This is a genomic window from Leptospira wolffii serovar Khorat str. Khorat-H2, from assembly GCF_000306115.2.
GTDB classification, from domain to species: Bacteria; Spirochaetota; Leptospiria; order Leptospirales; family Leptospiraceae; genus Leptospira_B; species Leptospira_B wolffii.
The window spans coordinates 934,799-951,256 of record NZ_AKWX02000020.1 but is presented as its reverse complement, the minus strand read 5'-3'; the positions used below and the strand labels follow the sequence as shown (position 1 = coordinate 951,256).

General features: G+C 45.9%; 19 protein-coding genes and 1 tRNA gene. 9 read left to right on the top strand and 11 right to left on the bottom strand.

Annotation, left to right across the window (positions count from 1 at the left end):
• Positions 1-74: 74 nt before the first annotated feature.
• The 5 genes from LEP1GSC061_RS17735 to LEP1GSC061_RS17715 all read left to right on the top strand — a co-directional run bounded on the left by LEP1GSC061_RS17735 (position 75) and on the right by LEP1GSC061_RS17715 (position 4,343).
• Complete coding sequence (locus LEP1GSC061_RS17735) at positions 75-929, top strand: prohibitin family protein (protein WP_016546749.1); 855 nt, start codon at positions 75-77, stop codon at positions 927-929.
• A 62-nt stretch (positions 930-991) separates the two neighbouring features.
• Complete coding sequence (locus LEP1GSC061_RS17730) at positions 992-2,278, top strand: UvrD-helicase domain-containing protein (RefSeq protein WP_016546365.1); 1,287 nt, start codon at positions 992-994, stop codon at positions 2,276-2,278.
• Positions 2,279-2,353: 75 nt separating this feature from the next.
• Positions 2,354-2,749 (top strand): hypothetical protein, encoded by a 396-nt coding sequence (locus LEP1GSC061_RS17725; protein ID WP_016546469.1) that lies wholly within the window; start codon positions 2,354-2,356, stop codon positions 2,747-2,749.
• 157 nt (positions 2,750-2,906) lie between these two features.
• Positions 2,907-3,992 (top strand): fatty acid desaturase, encoded by a 1,086-nt coding sequence (locus LEP1GSC061_RS17720; protein ID WP_040509890.1) that lies wholly within the window; start codon positions 2,907-2,909, stop codon positions 3,990-3,992.
• 54 nt (positions 3,993-4,046) lie between these two features.
• Entirely contained in the window at positions 4,047-4,343 is a 297-nt protein-coding gene (locus LEP1GSC061_RS17715) for a YciI family protein (RefSeq protein WP_016546200.1), read from the top strand.
• A gap of 10 nt (positions 4,344-4,353) precedes the next feature.
• On the opposite strand, the gene LEP1GSC061_RS17710 is transcribed toward LEP1GSC061_RS17715, so the two are convergent.
• Positions 4,354-4,779 carry a hypothetical protein gene (locus LEP1GSC061_RS17710; protein WP_156844577.1) on the bottom strand — a complete coding sequence of 142 codons (426 nt, stop codon included), beginning with the start codon at positions 4,777-4,779 and terminating at the stop codon, positions 4,354-4,356.
• 218 nt (positions 4,780-4,997) lie between these two features.
• On the opposite strand from LEP1GSC061_RS17710, the gene LEP1GSC061_RS17705 reads away from it, so the two are divergent.
• Positions 4,998-5,657, top strand: coding sequence for a hypothetical protein (locus tag LEP1GSC061_RS17705; protein ID WP_156844576.1), 660 nt, complete (start codon positions 4,998-5,000; stop codon positions 5,655-5,657).
• Positions 5,658-5,722: 65 nt separating this feature from the next.
• Here LEP1GSC061_RS17705 and LEP1GSC061_RS17700 read toward each other — a convergent pair whose 3' ends face one another.
• Both LEP1GSC061_RS17700 and LEP1GSC061_RS17695 read right to left on the bottom strand, forming a co-directional pair.
• On the bottom strand, positions 5,723-6,568 hold the full coding sequence (locus LEP1GSC061_RS17700; RefSeq protein ID WP_016546045.1) for a metal-dependent hydrolase: 846 nt from the start codon (positions 6,566-6,568) through the stop codon (positions 5,723-5,725).
• Between the two features lie 50 nt (positions 6,569-6,618).
• The gene (locus LEP1GSC061_RS17695) at positions 6,619-7,473 is read right to left on the bottom strand and encodes a metal-dependent hydrolase (RefSeq protein ID WP_016546160.1); all 855 of its coding nucleotides are present in this window, start codon (positions 7,471-7,473) and stop codon (positions 6,619-6,621) included.
• A gap of 350 nt (positions 7,474-7,823) precedes the next feature.
• Between LEP1GSC061_RS17695 and LEP1GSC061_RS17690 the strand changes: the two genes are divergently transcribed.
• A tRNA-Val gene (locus LEP1GSC061_RS17690) sits at positions 7,824-7,897 on the top strand.
• A gap of 184 nt (positions 7,898-8,081) precedes the next feature.
• Here LEP1GSC061_RS17690 and LEP1GSC061_RS17685 read toward each other — a convergent pair.
• From LEP1GSC061_RS17685 to LEP1GSC061_RS17675, 3 genes are all read right to left on the bottom strand, one after another.
• On the bottom strand, positions 8,082-8,285 hold the full coding sequence (locus tag LEP1GSC061_RS17685) for a DUF6984 family protein (protein WP_016546397.1): 204 nt from the start codon (positions 8,283-8,285) through the stop codon (positions 8,082-8,084).
• Positions 8,286-8,395: 110 nt separating this feature from the next.
• Positions 8,396-9,271 (bottom strand): HEAT repeat domain-containing protein, encoded by an 876-nt coding sequence (locus LEP1GSC061_RS17680; RefSeq protein WP_016546480.1) that lies wholly within the window; start codon positions 9,269-9,271, stop codon positions 8,396-8,398.
• A gap of 67 nt (positions 9,272-9,338) precedes the next feature.
• A complete protein-coding gene (locus LEP1GSC061_RS17675) occupies positions 9,339-9,902 on the bottom strand; it encodes a polyhydroxyalkanoate synthesis regulator DNA-binding domain-containing protein (protein ID WP_016546844.1) in 564 nt (187 codons plus the stop codon).
• A 181-nt stretch (positions 9,903-10,083) separates the two neighbouring features.
• Here LEP1GSC061_RS17675 and LEP1GSC061_RS17665 point away from each other — a divergent pair, with 181 nt between their 5' ends.
• A complete protein-coding gene (locus tag LEP1GSC061_RS17665; RefSeq protein ID WP_016546724.1) occupies positions 10,084-10,980 on the top strand; it encodes a hypothetical protein in 897 nt (298 codons plus the stop codon).
• A gap of 9 nt (positions 10,981-10,989) precedes the next feature.
• Here the strand turns inward: LEP1GSC061_RS17665 and LEP1GSC061_RS17660 are convergent, their stop codons facing one another.
• The 4 genes from LEP1GSC061_RS17660 to LEP1GSC061_RS17645 all read right to left on the bottom strand — a co-directional run bounded on the left by LEP1GSC061_RS17660 (position 10,990) and on the right by LEP1GSC061_RS17645 (position 14,047).
• The gene (locus tag LEP1GSC061_RS17660) at positions 10,990-11,637 is read right to left on the bottom strand and encodes a DsbA family oxidoreductase (protein ID WP_016546233.1); all 648 of its coding nucleotides are present in this window, start codon (positions 11,635-11,637) and stop codon (positions 10,990-10,992) included.
• Positions 11,638-11,778: 141 nt separating this feature from the next.
• Complete coding sequence (locus tag LEP1GSC061_RS17655) at positions 11,779-12,549, bottom strand: hypothetical protein (protein ID WP_016546565.1); 771 nt, start codon at positions 12,547-12,549, stop codon at positions 11,779-11,781.
• Positions 12,550-12,613: 64 nt separating this feature from the next.
• A complete protein-coding gene (locus LEP1GSC061_RS17650; protein WP_016546097.1) occupies positions 12,614-13,129 on the bottom strand; it encodes a TlpA family protein disulfide reductase in 516 nt (171 codons plus the stop codon).
• A gap of 18 nt (positions 13,130-13,147) precedes the next feature.
• Positions 13,148-14,047 carry a decaprenyl-phosphate phosphoribosyltransferase gene (locus LEP1GSC061_RS17645; protein WP_016546708.1) on the bottom strand — a complete coding sequence of 300 codons (900 nt, stop codon included), beginning with the start codon at positions 14,045-14,047 and terminating at the stop codon, positions 13,148-13,150.
• 328 nt (positions 14,048-14,375) lie between these two features.
• Between LEP1GSC061_RS17645 and LEP1GSC061_RS21540 the strand changes: the two genes are divergently transcribed.
• Positions 14,376-14,537, top strand: a complete 162-nt coding sequence (locus LEP1GSC061_RS21540) for a hypothetical protein (RefSeq protein ID WP_016546881.1) — start codon at positions 14,376-14,378, stop codon at positions 14,535-14,537.
• 34 nt (positions 14,538-14,571) lie between these two features.
• Here the strand turns inward: LEP1GSC061_RS21540 and LEP1GSC061_RS17635 are convergent, their stop codons facing one another.
• The gene (locus LEP1GSC061_RS17635) at positions 14,572-16,140 is read right to left on the bottom strand and encodes a potassium transporter TrkG (protein WP_040509888.1); all 1,569 of its coding nucleotides are present in this window, start codon (positions 16,138-16,140) and stop codon (positions 14,572-14,574) included.
• Between the last annotated feature and the right edge of the window lie 318 nt (positions 16,141-16,458).

Below are 16,458 nucleotides of genomic sequence, written 5' to 3'. Positions count from 1 at the left end.
TTTCTCACGATATCGGAAACGTTCGGAAGCCGAACTCGGTCCAATTATAACGAAGCACTTCCGGAGACCTTCTTATGAATCAGTCCTCTTTTATAAAACCACTTTTGACCCGTCTTAGCTTGGCGATCCTCGTAGTCCTTTTCGGCGTAGGATGCTATACCAATATACGTCCCGGAGAGGCGGGGCTTCGTTACAATCCCTTAACGTCCGGATTGCAAAGCGATTTGTTGACCAATGCCGTCTACTTCTACGCACCATGGAACGATATTATACTTTATCCCACCCAATGGACTTCCTATAAGGAAAAGGTGGATGTACTCACACGGGATGATCTTACGATCAATGTGGTGGCTGCGGTGATCCTAAGGCCAGTCGCGAGCCAGATATACAATCTTCAAATCGAAATCGGACCCGATTATTACGAAAAAGTGGTCCGTCCACAATTCAGGACCTCCGTTAGGAACGCTTTGTCCGCTTATAGCATGATTCGGATATCCAAAGAGACGCCCAAAGTCTCCCAGGACATACGACTGGCCTTGGGAGAGAAACTGAAAGGTAAGCATATAGAGATCGACGACGTGATCATAGACGATATCGAATATAGTAGACCTATCCTGACTGCCATCGAAGGGAAATTGACCAAAGAGCAGGAACAGGAACAGATGAAATTCGAGATCAATATCGCGAAGAAGGATGCCGAAATCACCGTCATACACGCCGAGGCGAAAGCAAAGGCCACGGTAATCGAAGCGGAAGCAAAAGCGAAAGCCCAAAAATTGATCGCTGCGGCCCTGACCAAGCAGCTGATACAATTGAGAGCCTTCGAAAACCCGAATACCAAATTGCTGATGGTCCCGACCGGCAAGGATTCTCTTCCGCTTATCCTGAATACTCCCGCGGATAAGGAAAACGGAAAACCTGGAGAGTGATTCCATAGTTTTTGAATCAAAATTCCGTTATCTAAATCGATTCTTGCGGAATCGAAAGGAGAATGGACACAACTAAATACACCTCCGACCAAAGGGAGATCATCGAAGACGATAGTCGATTCTTACAAATCATCGCGGCCGCCGGATCTGGAAAGACGACTACTCTCGTAGGAGTCGTGCAAAGAGAACTCGAGAAAGGCACTATAGGAGAAGGAATCCTAGTCTTGAGTTTTACCAGAAAAGCGGCGGGAGAAATCCGGGAAAGAATCCGACAGAAAACGGGCCGGGACGACGTAAGAGTACATACATTCCACGCATTTTGTCTGTACGCCATCAGCACCTGGCATCCCGAATATAAGGTTCGAAAACCAAGGATCGTTTTGCCGAAAGAGAAGAATGCATTCTTCCGAGATTGGTTCCGAAAATCCCCGGAAATCATCGGAGGAATCCCATACGAACTATTAGGCGGAGATTCGGCACTTCCCGAAAATTTCGTAGGAGAATGGAAGATTCGCCTAGAAGAGGAATATTCTTCCTACAAAAGAAAGGAAGGAAAGCTGGACTTCGACGATCTGGTCGCGGTTTTTCTGGATTCCTTAGAGCAGAAGGAACCGTGGACGGATATCCCCAGAGGCTTACTAAAAAGAATTTTAGTCGACGAATTCCAGGACACCGATTCCGAACAATTACGTTTTCTGCAACTACTCTCTGACCGGAGCGGAATTCTGGTCGTCGGAGACGATTCCCAAAGTATTTACGCTTTCCGAGGCGCGGATATCCGACCGTTTCTGGATTTTCCGATCCTATTTCCGAATTGCAGCAGAAGATTCCTGAACACGAACTTCCGCTCATTACCCAAAATCGTAGACATATCATCGATTCCCATACGCAAGAATAAGAACAAAATCGAAAAGAAGGTGATCGCTCACCGTAAAGGTCGCGCGGACGTCTCAAGGATCCGAATCGATAAAATCCAAGATCTATTTCCTTTTTTAGAGAAGTCTTATGTTCAAAGCGGTGGAGATCTAAAGATTCTCTGCAGATCCAATCACAGAATCCGCGAATACGTAAGAGCGGGAATACCGATCGAGTTATTGATGACGATACATGCATCCAAGGGTTTGGAATTCCATACGATCTTCGTGGATTTGGCGGACGGTTGGAATATCAGAAAGAATTCTCCCTTGGAAACTTTCGAAGAGGAACATAGAATTCTTTACGTGGCCCTTTCCCGGGCAAAGGATTGCCTCGCGATTGTAGGAAGAAAAGGAAGTTCCAACAGAGAAACCGCCGAGGATCTATTCTTCTCCTATTTTCAAAAAGAGGTGCCTCTCCGGAGAAAAGGATAAATATCAAGCTTAGGCAGTCGGATTCGGTTCGATGCGAACCGGTCTAAATGCAAAATCTGCAACAGGTTGGATTCTATGTTAAAGTACGCTTTGAGTTGGTTACTTCTTTTCGTATTCGCGATCCTGAACGCTACCATCCGGGAATTGACTTACGCACGATATTTCGCCCAAGCGGATTCTCATAGAATCTCCGTTTTTACGGGAATCCTCCTACTCGCAATCCCGATTTATCTGATCGCAAAGATTTGGCCATTCTCCTCATCCAAGGAGGCCTTTAGAGTCGGATTCCTTTGGGCATTATTAACCGAAATATTCGAACTCTCCATGATCCTCTCCGGAGGAAAGAGCATGCAGGACTTTTACTTTGCGCATAATGTTTCAGAGGGAGAATTCTGGCCGTTGATTCTGGTATGGCTATTCGTAGCCCCTTACCTAACATGGAAGATTCGCAACCGCAAACGGAAGACATAAAGTAGAGCGCATTTCGAAGAGAGGCTTTAAAAAAAGAAAAGTCCTTCGGATTTCGGAATTTTTTCTGCAACAAATGTTCGGTTTTGAAATCGGATCTATCGATCTGCAAACAAATTCGACCCTTCCGCCCGAAGGTCCGAATACGAAAGGACAGAAAATGCAAAAAAGTTCTCTTCCAAAAGAAACGCTCGGTAGCGTCCGGGAAATCTTATCCGATAAAAGCTTCGAAAACCCGACTTACTTGGGTATTCTTTATTTCCTACGGGATCTCGCGATCTTTTCCGGAGTCATGGTTTTACTCTGGAATACGGAGACCTGGTATTACCTTCCCATTCTATGGTTCTGTTCCGGATTACTCATCGCTTCCCTATTCATCGTAGGACATGACGCGGCTCACGGTGCACTGTTCAAGAGCGAAAGATTGTCCTACTGGATAGGACAAATCTGTATGTTGCCTTCCCTACACGCCTATAACCAATGGGCTTACGGACACAATCGCATCCATCACGGGCATACGATCAAGCTGAAAGGGGACTTCGTATGGCATCCCGTTTCTCCGGAAGAATATAAGAAATTCGGAATATTCAGAAAAGCGTTCCACAGACTCGCCTGGTCTTCCCTAGGTGGAGGAATCTACTATCTGGTGGAAGTTTGGTTAAAAGGGATGGTAATATTCACCGCCCCTATGAAAGAAGCGCTAAGAGACAAACTACTCATGCTCGCTTTCGCTTTCGGATCCGCCGGCGCGGTATTTTATTTCGGTGGAAAAACGGGAACCGGTTTCGATTCCCAACTGGGAGCCTGGTTCTTCGTGAAAGTTTGGCTCATTCCTTTCCTGGCTTGGAATTATTTCATGGGAATCACCGTCTACGTGCATCACATACGTCCGGAAGTTCCTTGGAAAGGATCCGAAGAATGGACTCCGTTTTACGGACAAATGAGAGGAACGGTAAATTATCATATCCCGGTCTGGATGAATTTCTTCCTACATAATATCTATATCCATTCTCCTCACCATGTTCATATGAAGATTCCTTTCTATCGACTCCCTCTCGCCCTGAAAGAAATCAAGGAGCATTACGGGCCTTACGTAGTGGAAAGAAAGTCCCTATTGAAAGACTACCTCGAAGCCACATCCAAATGCAAACTTATGGACATGGCGACGGGACGTTGGATGACCTACGAGGAAGCTCTCAACGACGAGGACGAATCCGAGCCGGAATTGGATACTGTAACGACCTAACCCAGTCACGCATTTGCCGGTTGCATTTCCCGAAGGCTTCCGGCAAACTGCATTATGAAATTCTTCTTAGTAGAATTAGAATACACAGTCCCACTCGAAATCCTAGACAAGACCGTCCCCGCCCATAGGGAATTCCTACAAATCCAATACGACAAAGGAGTATTTCTACTCTCGGGTCCGAAAGAACCTCGAGTAGGAGGATTGATTCTCGCTAGAGCGAATTCTTTGGAAGAACTACAAGGAATCCTAATAAACGATCCTTTTTCCCAGCAAAAATACGCGAATTACAAGTACACCGAATTCCATCCGGTAAAGCTCCAACCCTATATCAAGCAGTGGGTGGAAGAATAATCATAGGATATCATTTGCCGTTTTTTTTAGAACGAACCGCTTCAAGAACATACTGATACCATTTGTCTTCCTTGGAGCGGATTCTTTCCGCAGATTTCATGGCGCCAATATATTCGGGAAAAAGCAGATAATCATGACCCTCTATAAATTCATGCAAAGGACCGCAAACGCAGCAAGGAAAAGGAGAGCGTCCTAAATCCTCCTGCCCAAAGGCATCCTTCCAAAAAACAGGATCCGTATGATCCTGGAAATGATTGGAGTAATCGCTTGAAAAAACCATATCGGGCAAGGTACCTTTGATAGTCTGTCCGGAAGGAAGGTAAATGTCGACTAGATCCGGATCGCCGGAAAGAACTTCTTTGACCAAGAATCCTATTTTTGTAGCTCGAACAAGCAGTATCGTCTTAGATCTGAGGACGAGTGCTTCCTTTCTCATCCCGTATCCGTGCGCGGGTGAGGCGCAGGGTAATAATTCCCCCGAAGTAAAAAGACAGAATATTAGAAGAATAACCGAGGATTTAAAGGATATTTTTTTCATAAAGCGTGGCAATGGAGATGGATTTCGTAGATATATAGTCCGTTAGTATGAAACGCATTTTTTTCGTATCCTTAACCTTTGTCCTTTTCTGCCGCTCCGAAACGGAATTATTGACATTGCCCAACGCAAATCGCAAATACGATCGTTATGTAAGCGAAACGATTCCTAACCTTGGATATCCGGATTGTCTGGACTATATATTAGAAATCGATATCCCGGATATAAAGTATATACCGATCGACGAGAATCTCCGACTCTATCTGCAAAAAAAATATCCGGATGAGAAAATAACGGAAATCGCCTTTCCTTTCCGAAGCGTATTCAGGCTCCGGGAGATCCTAACGAAGGACGGCTCTAAAAAAAGAAGAAAAGGGAAATACTTGAATTACTCTCTAAGCTTCGACTCAACTTCGAAAGAAAGCGAGAAATACCGAAAGATATCCAGCCAACTTATCCGAGAATTTGATCCGATGCGATACGATGATTACAGCAACCAAGACCTATATGATAAGAAAATTCTAGAGAAATATGTTCCGACTCATTATCCTAAAAACGGAAACCTTTGTCACACTCCTCCCTCTTCGATCCAGCTCATAGTCGGAAAAGACGAATTTTATTTAGGAGAAGATTGCCGAAAATTCGAGAACGAAATCCGATTCGCCGAATTCGTTCACGACGTGGCCAACCTTTTAAATCACGGATACGAATTTCACCAGCATCCGGACGGAAAAGACTTCAGGTTCGTAACCGTTGACAAGAATCGCTGCATTCCTTGAAGAAAAAAACCGCTACCCTTCTCGAACGATCCGGGTAGCGGGGAGCAAAGTGATTGGATGGGTGCTTAGATAGTTACGAGCGCCTCGTTGGCGAGCTCGTATCCTCCGGTTTGGTCCGGATGAAAATCCTTTTTAAAATACAAAAGTGCCGCTCTGAAAATCTGCGGATAAAGAATCTTTCCGTAATCCCTAGACGCTCTTAAGTCTTGGAAATACTTGCGAATCCCCACTTTCTTGTCCGTAAGCAAGAACCAATGTTGGAAACTCAGGGAATAACCCCAGAACATGAAAGAGGCGATGATAAAACCCAGAATCCTTAGGAAATAGCTTTTGGAGACCGTTTGCAAAACGTCGTAAGCCACGGACTTATGCTCTATCTCCTCGCAAGCATGCCAAAGAAGAAGATTTCTCATCTCTCCGTAAGCGTCTTCGTGAAGATTATGACGGATGGAAATCTCCGCCATACTTGCGGTATAATGCTCTAATCCCGCGGTAACGGAGAGCTTTAATTTCTTGCCGAAAAGGAATTCGAATAAAGGAAGAAAGAAACCGAAAGCGGTCTTCTCGTAAACCTTCACCATGAAGGAGATCGGACGCCCCTGACCTTTTAAGACTTCCAGAATCTTTTCATGTTCTTTGCCGTGTTGGACTTCCTGTCCGATAAAGGATTTCACCCGGGAAGAAAGACCGGGATCTTGGACCCGATCCGCAAACGCTTTTACGCTTTTGATGAAGAACCTTTCCCCTTCCGGAAAAAGAATATGATACGCGTTCACAGTATGCGTGAGATACGCGTTATTTGAGATATAATGGTCCGGAAGATTCTCCATCCCCTGGAAATCCATTTTGCGAACCGTAGGAGAATTCGCGTCTATGGATTTTAGATTTCTTTTTCTCGTTTGAGAGCTCATGTAAAAATTCCCCTTACTTTATATCTTCCGAATATACCGAAACGAATCCCTTAAATCGTAGCCAGGGCTTCGTTCGCCATTTCGTAACCGCCTGTTTGATTCGGATGGAAACTCGGTTTGAAATAGAGAAGTATCAGTTTTCCTTCTTCCACTAAGAGCAAGCCTAGATAAGGAAGCGCCGCAATGAAATCGCGGAAATATTTTTTAAGACCGATCTTAGGATCGGCAAAGATGAACATGTGTTGTAGAATGAACGCATAACCCCAGAACGTGAAAGAGGCGATGATAAAACCCAGAATCCTTAGAAAATAACTCTTGGAGACTGTTTGCAATACGTCGTAAGCCACGGATTTATGCTCTATCTCTTCGCAAGCATGCCAGAGAAGAAGATTCCTCATCTCTCCTTCCGCCTGATCGTAGAGACGAAAACGAAGAGTCACTTCGCCCATGGAGGCGGTATAATGCTCCAAACCTGCGGTCACCGAAAGTTTCAATTTCTTACCGAAAAGGAATTCGAATAAAGGAAAAATGAATCCGTAAGCTGTCTTCACATAGAATTTCAAAATACGAGAAACCGGACGACCCTGTTTCTCCAACATAGCCAGAGCTTTCTCGTGCTCCTTGCCGTGTTGGACCTCCTGCCCGATAAAACCCTTAATGCTATTCTGCAACGCCGGATCCTGAACTTGATCCGAAAAGGCCTTCACGCTTTTAATAAAGAATCTTTCTCCTTCCGGAAAAATAACGTGGTAAGCGTTCACGATGTGAGTCAGGAAGCTATTGTTCCCAGCCATATAAAAATCCGAAAGTTGATCCAACCCTTCGAAATCCATTTTACGGACCGTAGGAGAATCGCCGTTAATGGGTTTCAAATTCCTTTCTTTCTTCTGAGCAGTCGCAGACATGTTTCTCTCCCCTGTTTGTTTCGGGTTTTGTAGCGCCTACTATAAACCTTTCCCCAAGAAGCTGCCCGCCGATCCCGGAAAACCCTCGCCGATTTTGAAATCGACTAGGAAAACAGGCGGGATTTGAGAAAAATCATCTATTTATTGAAATCGTTATGCAAAAAATCAAAGCCATGCAGGAAGATTTCAGCCTAAAAACCGCTCCGCGTTCGATCTGTAGGAGTTCCAACAACTAGGATTTACGGCCCGTTTCCCAAATAAAACATAGGCGAAGAATACGAAACCCATTGAGAACCGCTCGAATCGAAAAGACTTTACGCCCTTCGGATCGACGAAATACTGGCAGGACCGGGGGATTAGCTCAGCTGGTTAGAGCGCTACCTTGACATGGTAGAGGTCACTGGTTCGATCCCAGTATCTCCCAGGCCTCCTTAACTTCATTTTCAAATTTTCCAGAATAACTCTTGGCCGCGCCGTTCGCCTACGCCTGATAATTCATAAATCGCACATAGATCGGCTCAGGCCAGGCTCTCGCCTCCGGTCAAAAAATCGCCTTCGCGATTTTTTGGACCCCGGCTCGATCCTTCGCGGGGTAGGCCTGCCTATAATCAATCCGAAAGGAAGTCGGGAATTTCTTTGAGTTCAGTAAAATCCGTTTTCCAAATATCGAGTTCGTATAGATTTCCGTACTGATCTATATCCAGCACTGCGGATACGAGCAGTCCGTCCGAATCCGGAAAATTCTCTTCGGCAATTCTTTCAGCGAATTTTCTGTCTTTCTTTTCGGTTAATTGTCGGAAAGAATCCATCATGAAAGTTTAAAGGAACTTAGGAAGATAAAAAGGAAGATTATTTCTAGGAACGAGAATGGAGGATGTTTCGCGGCGCCTCCGAATAGAAGCGCTTCGAAACTGTAATTCGATCAGTCTCTAAATAGGAGACTATTTTGCGGCATCTTAAATCCGGTCACATTCGCCAGATCCTTTTTAATCTGCTCTCTGACCATGGGATCGTGCTCCACGAGTAGAGCTTCACGAAGAGAAAATTCTCCCGCCTTCAGATCCACTTCTCCGACCGCGATGGAAGCGCGATAACGGACCAGAGGAGACTCGTCCTTCAGAAAGGCGCAAAGATCGTAGAATTTCTGGTTTGCGATCCGATTCAGATAAACGATGGCATTCAGAATTGCTACCTTTGCGAAAGGATTCTTTTCCTTATCGATGGCCGCGTTCAGTTGGGAAAGGGAATCCTTTCGATTCAAATTCTTTAATCCATCCGCAGCGGAAGCCCTTACGTAAAAATTAGGATGTCCCAGTGCCGCGATGATCGCGTCCTGATTTTCTTTTGCATAAGGTAAAAGTCCGATATTCCTTAAAATTTCTCCGGTGGCGATGACCAGATTGTATCCCTCGGGAGCGCTGAATGTAGGAACATCGTTTTCCTGAACGGCAGGAGAGATTCTCTTGAATTCTTCTACCATCACGGAGCCGGAAATATCTGATTCCATGGCGCCGAGCGCCTGAGCTACTACGAATTTCAAAGAAGGAGAATTCTCATCCGATTTGGGAACGTTCGGATTTCCCTTTAAGGCCTTGAGTAAAGGGCGAACGGCCAGCTTACTCGTTACGAATTTCAAATAATCGGCAGCTTGGATTCTTTCTTCCAAATTGCCGCTTTCCAGCTTTTTGATCTGGTCGAAAAACATCTGATCCAGCTTTTCATGAATCATTTCCTTTGCGGAAAGGTTAGCTGCGAAAGATAGAATGATTCCAAGGACAAGGATTCGTAAAATTGACATGGGTTCCCCCTGCTTAAAGTATCGGATTTTGGAACCCCCGTCTTGACAGATCGGGACCGGATTCGGCTTAAAGTGGCTCCGTTTCCTTGACTCTTTCGGCGATCCTGCGAATTTTCTCGGAAAGATCTTCCACCGCCAATTCCTTTTCGCCGCCCTCTTCCAGTTCCCGACCCAGTTTTTTCAGGTCTTCCTGGATCTGTTCGCTGTTCTCGCTGGCCCTGGTCGCCAAATGGGTCAGCAAATCCTCTCTGTAACTCTTCACTTCTTCGAGGCGAAGCTCTCCCAAAGCCACCATGCTTTGGAGGATTTTGTCCATTTTTTCTTTGGTGAGATAAGCGAGACCGATCCCGCCAAGAACCAGCCTTCCGAAGAGCGCGCTGATATTCTTGCCGGTCTCTCGGATCAGAGCGGAGAGCATATAATTGGAAAATTCTTCGTTTCTTTGTCCCAGACTTACCTTCAGAAAGGTCTGGCCCAGGATCTTTGGGGTGATGTCCTGGCCACTCATATTATCGATCACCCGAATTTCGTCGCCCGCAATGATCATCTCCGCCACGTCTTCCAAAGTAATCGTCTTACTGGTTTCAGGGTCGTACAGTCTTCGGTTAGCGTATCTTTTAAGGACCTTCATTCTGGGTTTTGCTCTTTTTCGGACCGACGGGGAGAAGTTTTCCTTTCGCTCTTAAGAGCTTTGGAATCTCGTTTTTCTTGCCGACTCCCCTTTCTAGTTGCGGGTTTTTCGCAACGCACCAATTCTAGGATCGGACGAAAATCCCCAAGGTCAAGGAAAAAACCCGTCCTCGGCATCCGAGATGAACTTACTATCCGACGTTTTACTTTTACACAGGCTCACTTCGGAAGAACGAGAGTTTCTGATCGCCTTACTCAAGTGGAAAGGTATCGATCAGTCGGAATGGATCACCTCCTCCGGTTTCCCGTCCGTTTCAAAAGAGACTTTGCTTTGGAAAATCGATGCGAGTCCCCAAGACATTCTCTCCGCTCAGGATTGGTCCAGAGAAGTCTGTCTCCTGGGTCGCTTCGATGCGGAGGAAAGGAATTCGTTTATTAGAGCGGGAGCTACAAGAATTTACGATCTGAATCTTTTCCCCTTGGAAGAGTTTCCCTTCTTCCGATTTTCCAAGCCCTTACATCCGGAGATGCTTCTTTTAACGTCCGATGCGGGCCTATTCTCGAAATTCCGTTCCTTATTGCGGGCCTGCGGCAGCAACGCTCATTGGTGCAAAGATATATTAGGACTTCCCAATATACTTAAGGAGACCAAACCGGGGGTACTACTCATCGATTCGGAGTCCTTCTCTCCCAGGGAACTGAGCTCAAAAATAAGAGGACTGTTAGGTCATCCGAATTTTCCGCTCAGCTTTTGCCTGATCGATTTCGATCGGGAAAACGTTTATCAGAATTTGGCGACCGGGCTTAAGGACATCGCCAAGGCTTTTTTCGAATCCAAGGATCTGCTTCTTTTTCTAAGGGACAGACTGGCGCTCACTTCTCTCCCGAAAAGCTCTCCCTATCAGGCGATCGATTGGAACGGAAGTCCCAGAAACATTCGGGATTACGATTTTCCGGTCGTTCCGGACGGAAATTTGCAAAGAGCGGAATCGGCTTACTTATTCCGAATCCGTAGATTGTTCCTATGGATGGGAGAAGGGAGTAGCCGAGGGACCGAGGCCTCGGCTTCGGAAGGTTAAAAGCGGGCTTTAAGCCTCGGTTCTTAATTTCTCGAAGACTTCCAGAAATAGATCCGGACTTTGGGCCCCGGAAACCGCGTATTTCTCGTTAAATACGTAAAAAGGAACTCCTGTCACGCCCATGATCTTTCCCTCGTTCTCTTCCGTTTCTATTCTAGAAAGAAGTTCCGAGTCCTGTCTCACCGAATCCAATTCCGTCTCGGGAATTCCCGCTTCCTTTAAGGCTTCTCGAACCGAGGAATCGTCGGAAAGATTCTTTCCATCCGAGAAAAAATTCCGGAAGAATATTTCGGCGAGTTGCGCCTCTTTCCCGTAATTTCTGGCCTTACGAATGAGAGCATGAAGTATCAGGGTATTTGGCTGATGGCCCTGGACTATATTCGAAAATTCTAATCCGTCCTCTTTGGCGATATCGGAGACCCTTTGGGTCATCATTTTGACCCTTTCCAAGGATCCGAATTTTCTAGTCATATGGGATTCGCGATCTTCTCCCTTTTCCGGAAGATCCGGATTCAGTTGAAAAGGTTTCCAACTAACCAGAATCTTGTCTTCCGGGTGCCGAGACTCCCAGGATTGGATGGCCTTCTCCAATCTCCTTTTTCCGATATAACACCAAGGACAGACTACGTCCGAATAAATAGTAACACTCGTTTCCAAAGATTTTCCCCTTGTAAGTCTTAGACTTATAAGTACCGCTAAAAATTGAGGACCGTCGAAAATAATCGACCGGCCTCTTAAGAGGCAACTCGATTCTTCTCTCCGGAATTTCCGTTAGAAGAGTAAAGTAGGAAGAATAACTTATTCCTCTTCCAGAAGTTCCGCCGCCGCGATTTCCTCCAATCCTCGGTTCGGAAAGGCCTGCTCATAGAAAAGAGCAGCGAATAAATCGAAATCCTCGTCTTCGGGAAGATTATTTTTTTCCCAGTATTGGTTTCTTCTCTTGATCAAAATGGAGATCGTCTCGTCTTCCAGAGAAAATTCCTTTCCTCCCTGGTTCAATCTTCGGACGAGCCAATTCAGATTATGTATGGAGAAGTTTCCGGTAAATTCCAAAGTCGCGAGGGAAGGTTCTCTTTTCATTAAGGTTTCCGTATGATAAAGAGGGATCCGCAAATAATAAGGATCCTTGGTCTGCATATACTGCTTATAGCCGGAGGAAATGGACTCGAAGAAGGGAAAAAGATTCACGTAGGAAGAACGGATCAACTTCTCTTTTTCCGGATGCCTTTGCATCACTTCGATTAGATCCACGAACGTATCCTTTTGCACGGCTTCCCTCAGTATACCGTCGAGAGGAGCGGGTCTAGGCTCCGAATCGATAAGCCTAACGTAAAGATATTTTACCTCGTATGCGAATCGGGACTCCCTGGGGATATAATATTCTATCCAGATCGGTTCCTTATAATAATTTATGAGTTCCTCCGGAGGCAGATCCAGAGTGACGCTTAAGGACTTAAGCTTCTTTACGTCGTCCGTGATGACCTTTTGGCCGCCGATCCTCGTGCGGGACCTCTTAATCTGGCGGAGCTCGGACTTGTTTAAGAGGGGTTTCGGCTTATAGGAGTCCATCTGATTTAATATCGGAATCGGAGAGGCCCGAATTCAATTCGGAAATGAGTTCTTTCGGATATACTTAAGGCCAGAAAATTCTCGCCCAAAACAGACGCAGGAAGATACCGAAAGGGCTCATGATCCCGGCCTCTGCGAAACGGACCTTTCCGTTTCCGTCCAGGATATAGAATGTAGGATATCCTCTCACGCTCCAGTCCCGTAGAAGCATCGGATTTCCTAGAAGGATCGGAAACTCTACCGTTTGTTTGTCCAGATAATCCTTTAAGGCGACTGCGTTATCCCCCTCTTCCACACTGATGAACGCGAATCCTTTCTTATCTTTGAGGAAACTAGCGTACCAATTTACCAAAGGAAGATTGGTATTGCAGACCTCGCACCAAGTCGCCCAAAAATATACGACGGTTGTTTTGCCTTTGATATCCGCCTTCGCTCCTATGGGACTACGGAAATCCTTACCGTCCAAACTCAGAACCGGCTGGGTATCCAGCGCACGAAACCAAGCCAGAAAAAACGTCGCAGCAAGAAGCAGAGCCAAGGCTCCCGAATATTGCAGCGTTGTTCTCAGATTCTTATTCATGTCTTTATTAGACTGGAACTAGAAATGGATGGGAAGACTTTGTCCCGGACCCGAATACATGATCCAGACCACCAGTAAAAGCCACAAAAATCCCGCCACAAGGACACCTACGTCGGTGAGAATCGCTTTCGTAGGATTATGGCCCATGTTCTTGATATAGATAATATACAAAGAACGGAAGATCGCATACACCACTATCGGAATCGTATACACCATCTTGTCGGTTCCCAGATTTTCTATGGTAGTAGGACTAGTTACATACATGACGTAAGTCACCAGAGTCATGGTGGCGACGATTCCCATCATCAGGTCCAGGAAGTTGACCGAGTATTCTTCCAAAATCTTGCGATGGCCTTTGCCGCCGTCTTCTAGGATGATCAATTCTCCCCTTCTCTTTCCGAAGCCCCAGTACAGAGCCAGCATAAAAGTACAAAGAAGCAACCAAGAAGAGAAACTCACACCGACGACGATGGAACCCGCGATTGCCCGGACGACGAATCCGATGGAGATGCTCATCACATCCAAAATCACCATATGCTTCAGAAAAGAACTATATACGAAATTAAAAAGAAGGTATCCGGTCGTAAGCGCGAAGAATGCGGGTTGCAAGCGAAAGGAAAGTATTAAAGTCGCGGAAAGCAGAACGGCCGTTAGAAGTAAAGCGATCGTGGGAGATATCGCTCCGGATGCGAGAGGTCTGTGTTTTTTTTCGGGATGGAGAGCGTCCTCTTTCCGATCCAGATAATCGTTCACCACGTACTGGCAACTTGCAGTTAGGGAAAAAAGGAAAAAAGCGTAAATCGCCTTTTCGACCGATTCTAAATCGCCCAGCTTCTTCCCGAAAATGATGCCCGCAAAAAGGATGATATTTTTGATCCATTGGTGGGGTCTCAAAAGTTTTACATAAGCGAACAGCATTCTTGCTCCTGGAAGGATATTGCCTGTGACGTCAGGTTGCTCGGAAATCGAAGGCTTGCAAGGGAATTTTCAGGGTATAATTGGACCGCAATCCTCGTTTCCATTCATGTTCCAAGCTCTTCTCGAGCCCTGAAGGCCACCCGAACAATCCCCCGCTCAAAGGTCCGGATTTACGAAAGTAATTCTCCTCTCGTTTGATACATGCAGATCTGCAATAATAAGAACCGGATCTAAGAGACAAAAACGAAAAACTAATCAAAAAGGTCTAAGCCCGTTTTACATTTTCGACTTTACGTTTAGCCAATGTTAGCTTATCAACTTTGACACTATGCATAAGAAAATCACATACAAGATCGTGGAAAGCAAGGAACCTCTGACCCAAGAGGCCTTCGATCCTCTGGGAGCCCTGGGTTACGAATTGGTCTCGGTGATCCATTACTTAAAGCAGGACCATTATATCTACCATTTCAAATTAGTGGATACCCATTAGAGATTCTTAAATCGAAAGCGGGCAAGGAACCGGTCTATCCGACTTGTATCTTCACTCCGTCGTCCTTACCTCCCAGGCTGCCCAGACCGGAATGCCCGGTAAATGCGATGAGCAGCGTAAAGACTCCGACTCTACCTACGTACATGATGCAAGGGTAGAGAAACTTCTCTACTCCCGTAATATAAGGAGTCAAACCCTTGGAAAGTCCGACCGTTCCGAAAGCGGACATGACTTCGAAAAAGATATCCTCGATCCCGTGCCTATGTCCGTTCGCAATCGTGATACATAGCATGAAGAATACGATCGAGATCGTGGCCAGGAAGTAAATACGTGTGGAGATGGCGATCGAATTCTTGGAGATCTCTTCCCCCATAATGCTAACGCGAGCCTGAGGATTAATCACGTTTCTCAGATAGGTCAGGAGAATGACGAAAGTGGTTATCTTGATCCCCCCGGCTGCTCCCTGGGGACCTCCCCCTACGAACATCAGGGAGCAAATCAATACGTAAGTCGGACTCCGAATTTCAGAAAGATCGAAAGTACTGAACCCCGCCGTTCTGGAAGATACGGACAAGAAGAAAGAATTGAAAAGTTTGTCTATGAAAGGAAGTTTTCCGATCGTATCTGGATTATCCCATTCCGACAAGAGGACCCCGAGGCCGCCCACGTGAACCAATATTATAGTTCCGTAAAGCAATAGCTTCATCTGAATCCGATTAGATTCTCCGTGTAGAGCCTGACGATAAAGAGCCAATCTTTCTTCCGCCCAGAACGAAAGCCGGATCAATAGCAAATATAACCAGGAAGGTTCCTTTCCTTCCTCCAAGGCCCGGGACATGAGATATGTTTCCATGGCGACTTCTATCCGGTTCATCACGTTTCGGAAGGCCTCCAAGAGAGTCTTTTCGAAGAATAGAATGACCGGAAATCCGATACCTCCCATTACCACCAGACTCTCTATTACGAGCATGGCCAAAGGTTCGGAAGATAGAAAACTCACATCGTCCACCAAGGAAAAGCCGGCGTTATTAAAAGCGGAAACTGCGGTAAATAAGCTCAAAAAAATCCGATTCGGTTCTCCAGGAAGGCCTCTCAGATCCTCTGGCATAGTGAAATAAAGTAAAACGGCTCCCAACAATTCTATGGAGATCGATATATTCAGAATCGATAATAGAATCCTACGTACGTAATGCGCCTTCTTGGTCTTTCCGTCGTCGGACTCGTGGGAATCGATCGCCTCGAACACGAAGGCCGCTATACGGGTACTCCTGGATAAGCCCCTTACCACCAGAATCCCCACAAGAACGGTAAAGGTGATGATCCCTAGGCCTCCGATTTGGAAAAGGGCCATAATAATCACTTGTGTGGAAAATAGTAATTCGCTGATGGGAACCGTCGAAAGTCCCGTAACGCATATGGCCGAGGCCGCAATATAAAAGGAATCCGCGTAACTGATCCTTCCGGCTTCGGAAGCGTAGATTAGGAATGACCCTAAGAGGATCGCTCCTGCGAAGGCGAGGCAAAGGATCCTTGCCACCGATAGCAATAGAAAGGCTCTCGCGATCCGATTTACATTACGTTTAATAAATTTGAGTGGAGCCATGGGGAAGGGATCGCCCTTCAGAGGAAATATTTTAGGCGGGCCTATCTCGGGCAATGAAAATCCGAAGAGAATCAGAGGTCAAAATCCCCGAATCGTTAATTATTGAGGTCTCTTAAAGCTCGTTTTCCTGGAAAAATGACGGCACCTTCTTCTCATCCGTTCCCCTCCCGACTCCAAGCTAAGAATATCTTTACAAACGAGGGCCTTTCCGAAATCTGGTAAGAATTAGGGTTCCTTTACCTAGGGACCCCAGTCAGATTAGTATCCACTAAAAAAACGGCTCCTCCTGGTTCTCTCCAGAGGGATTCTTTTTTTCTT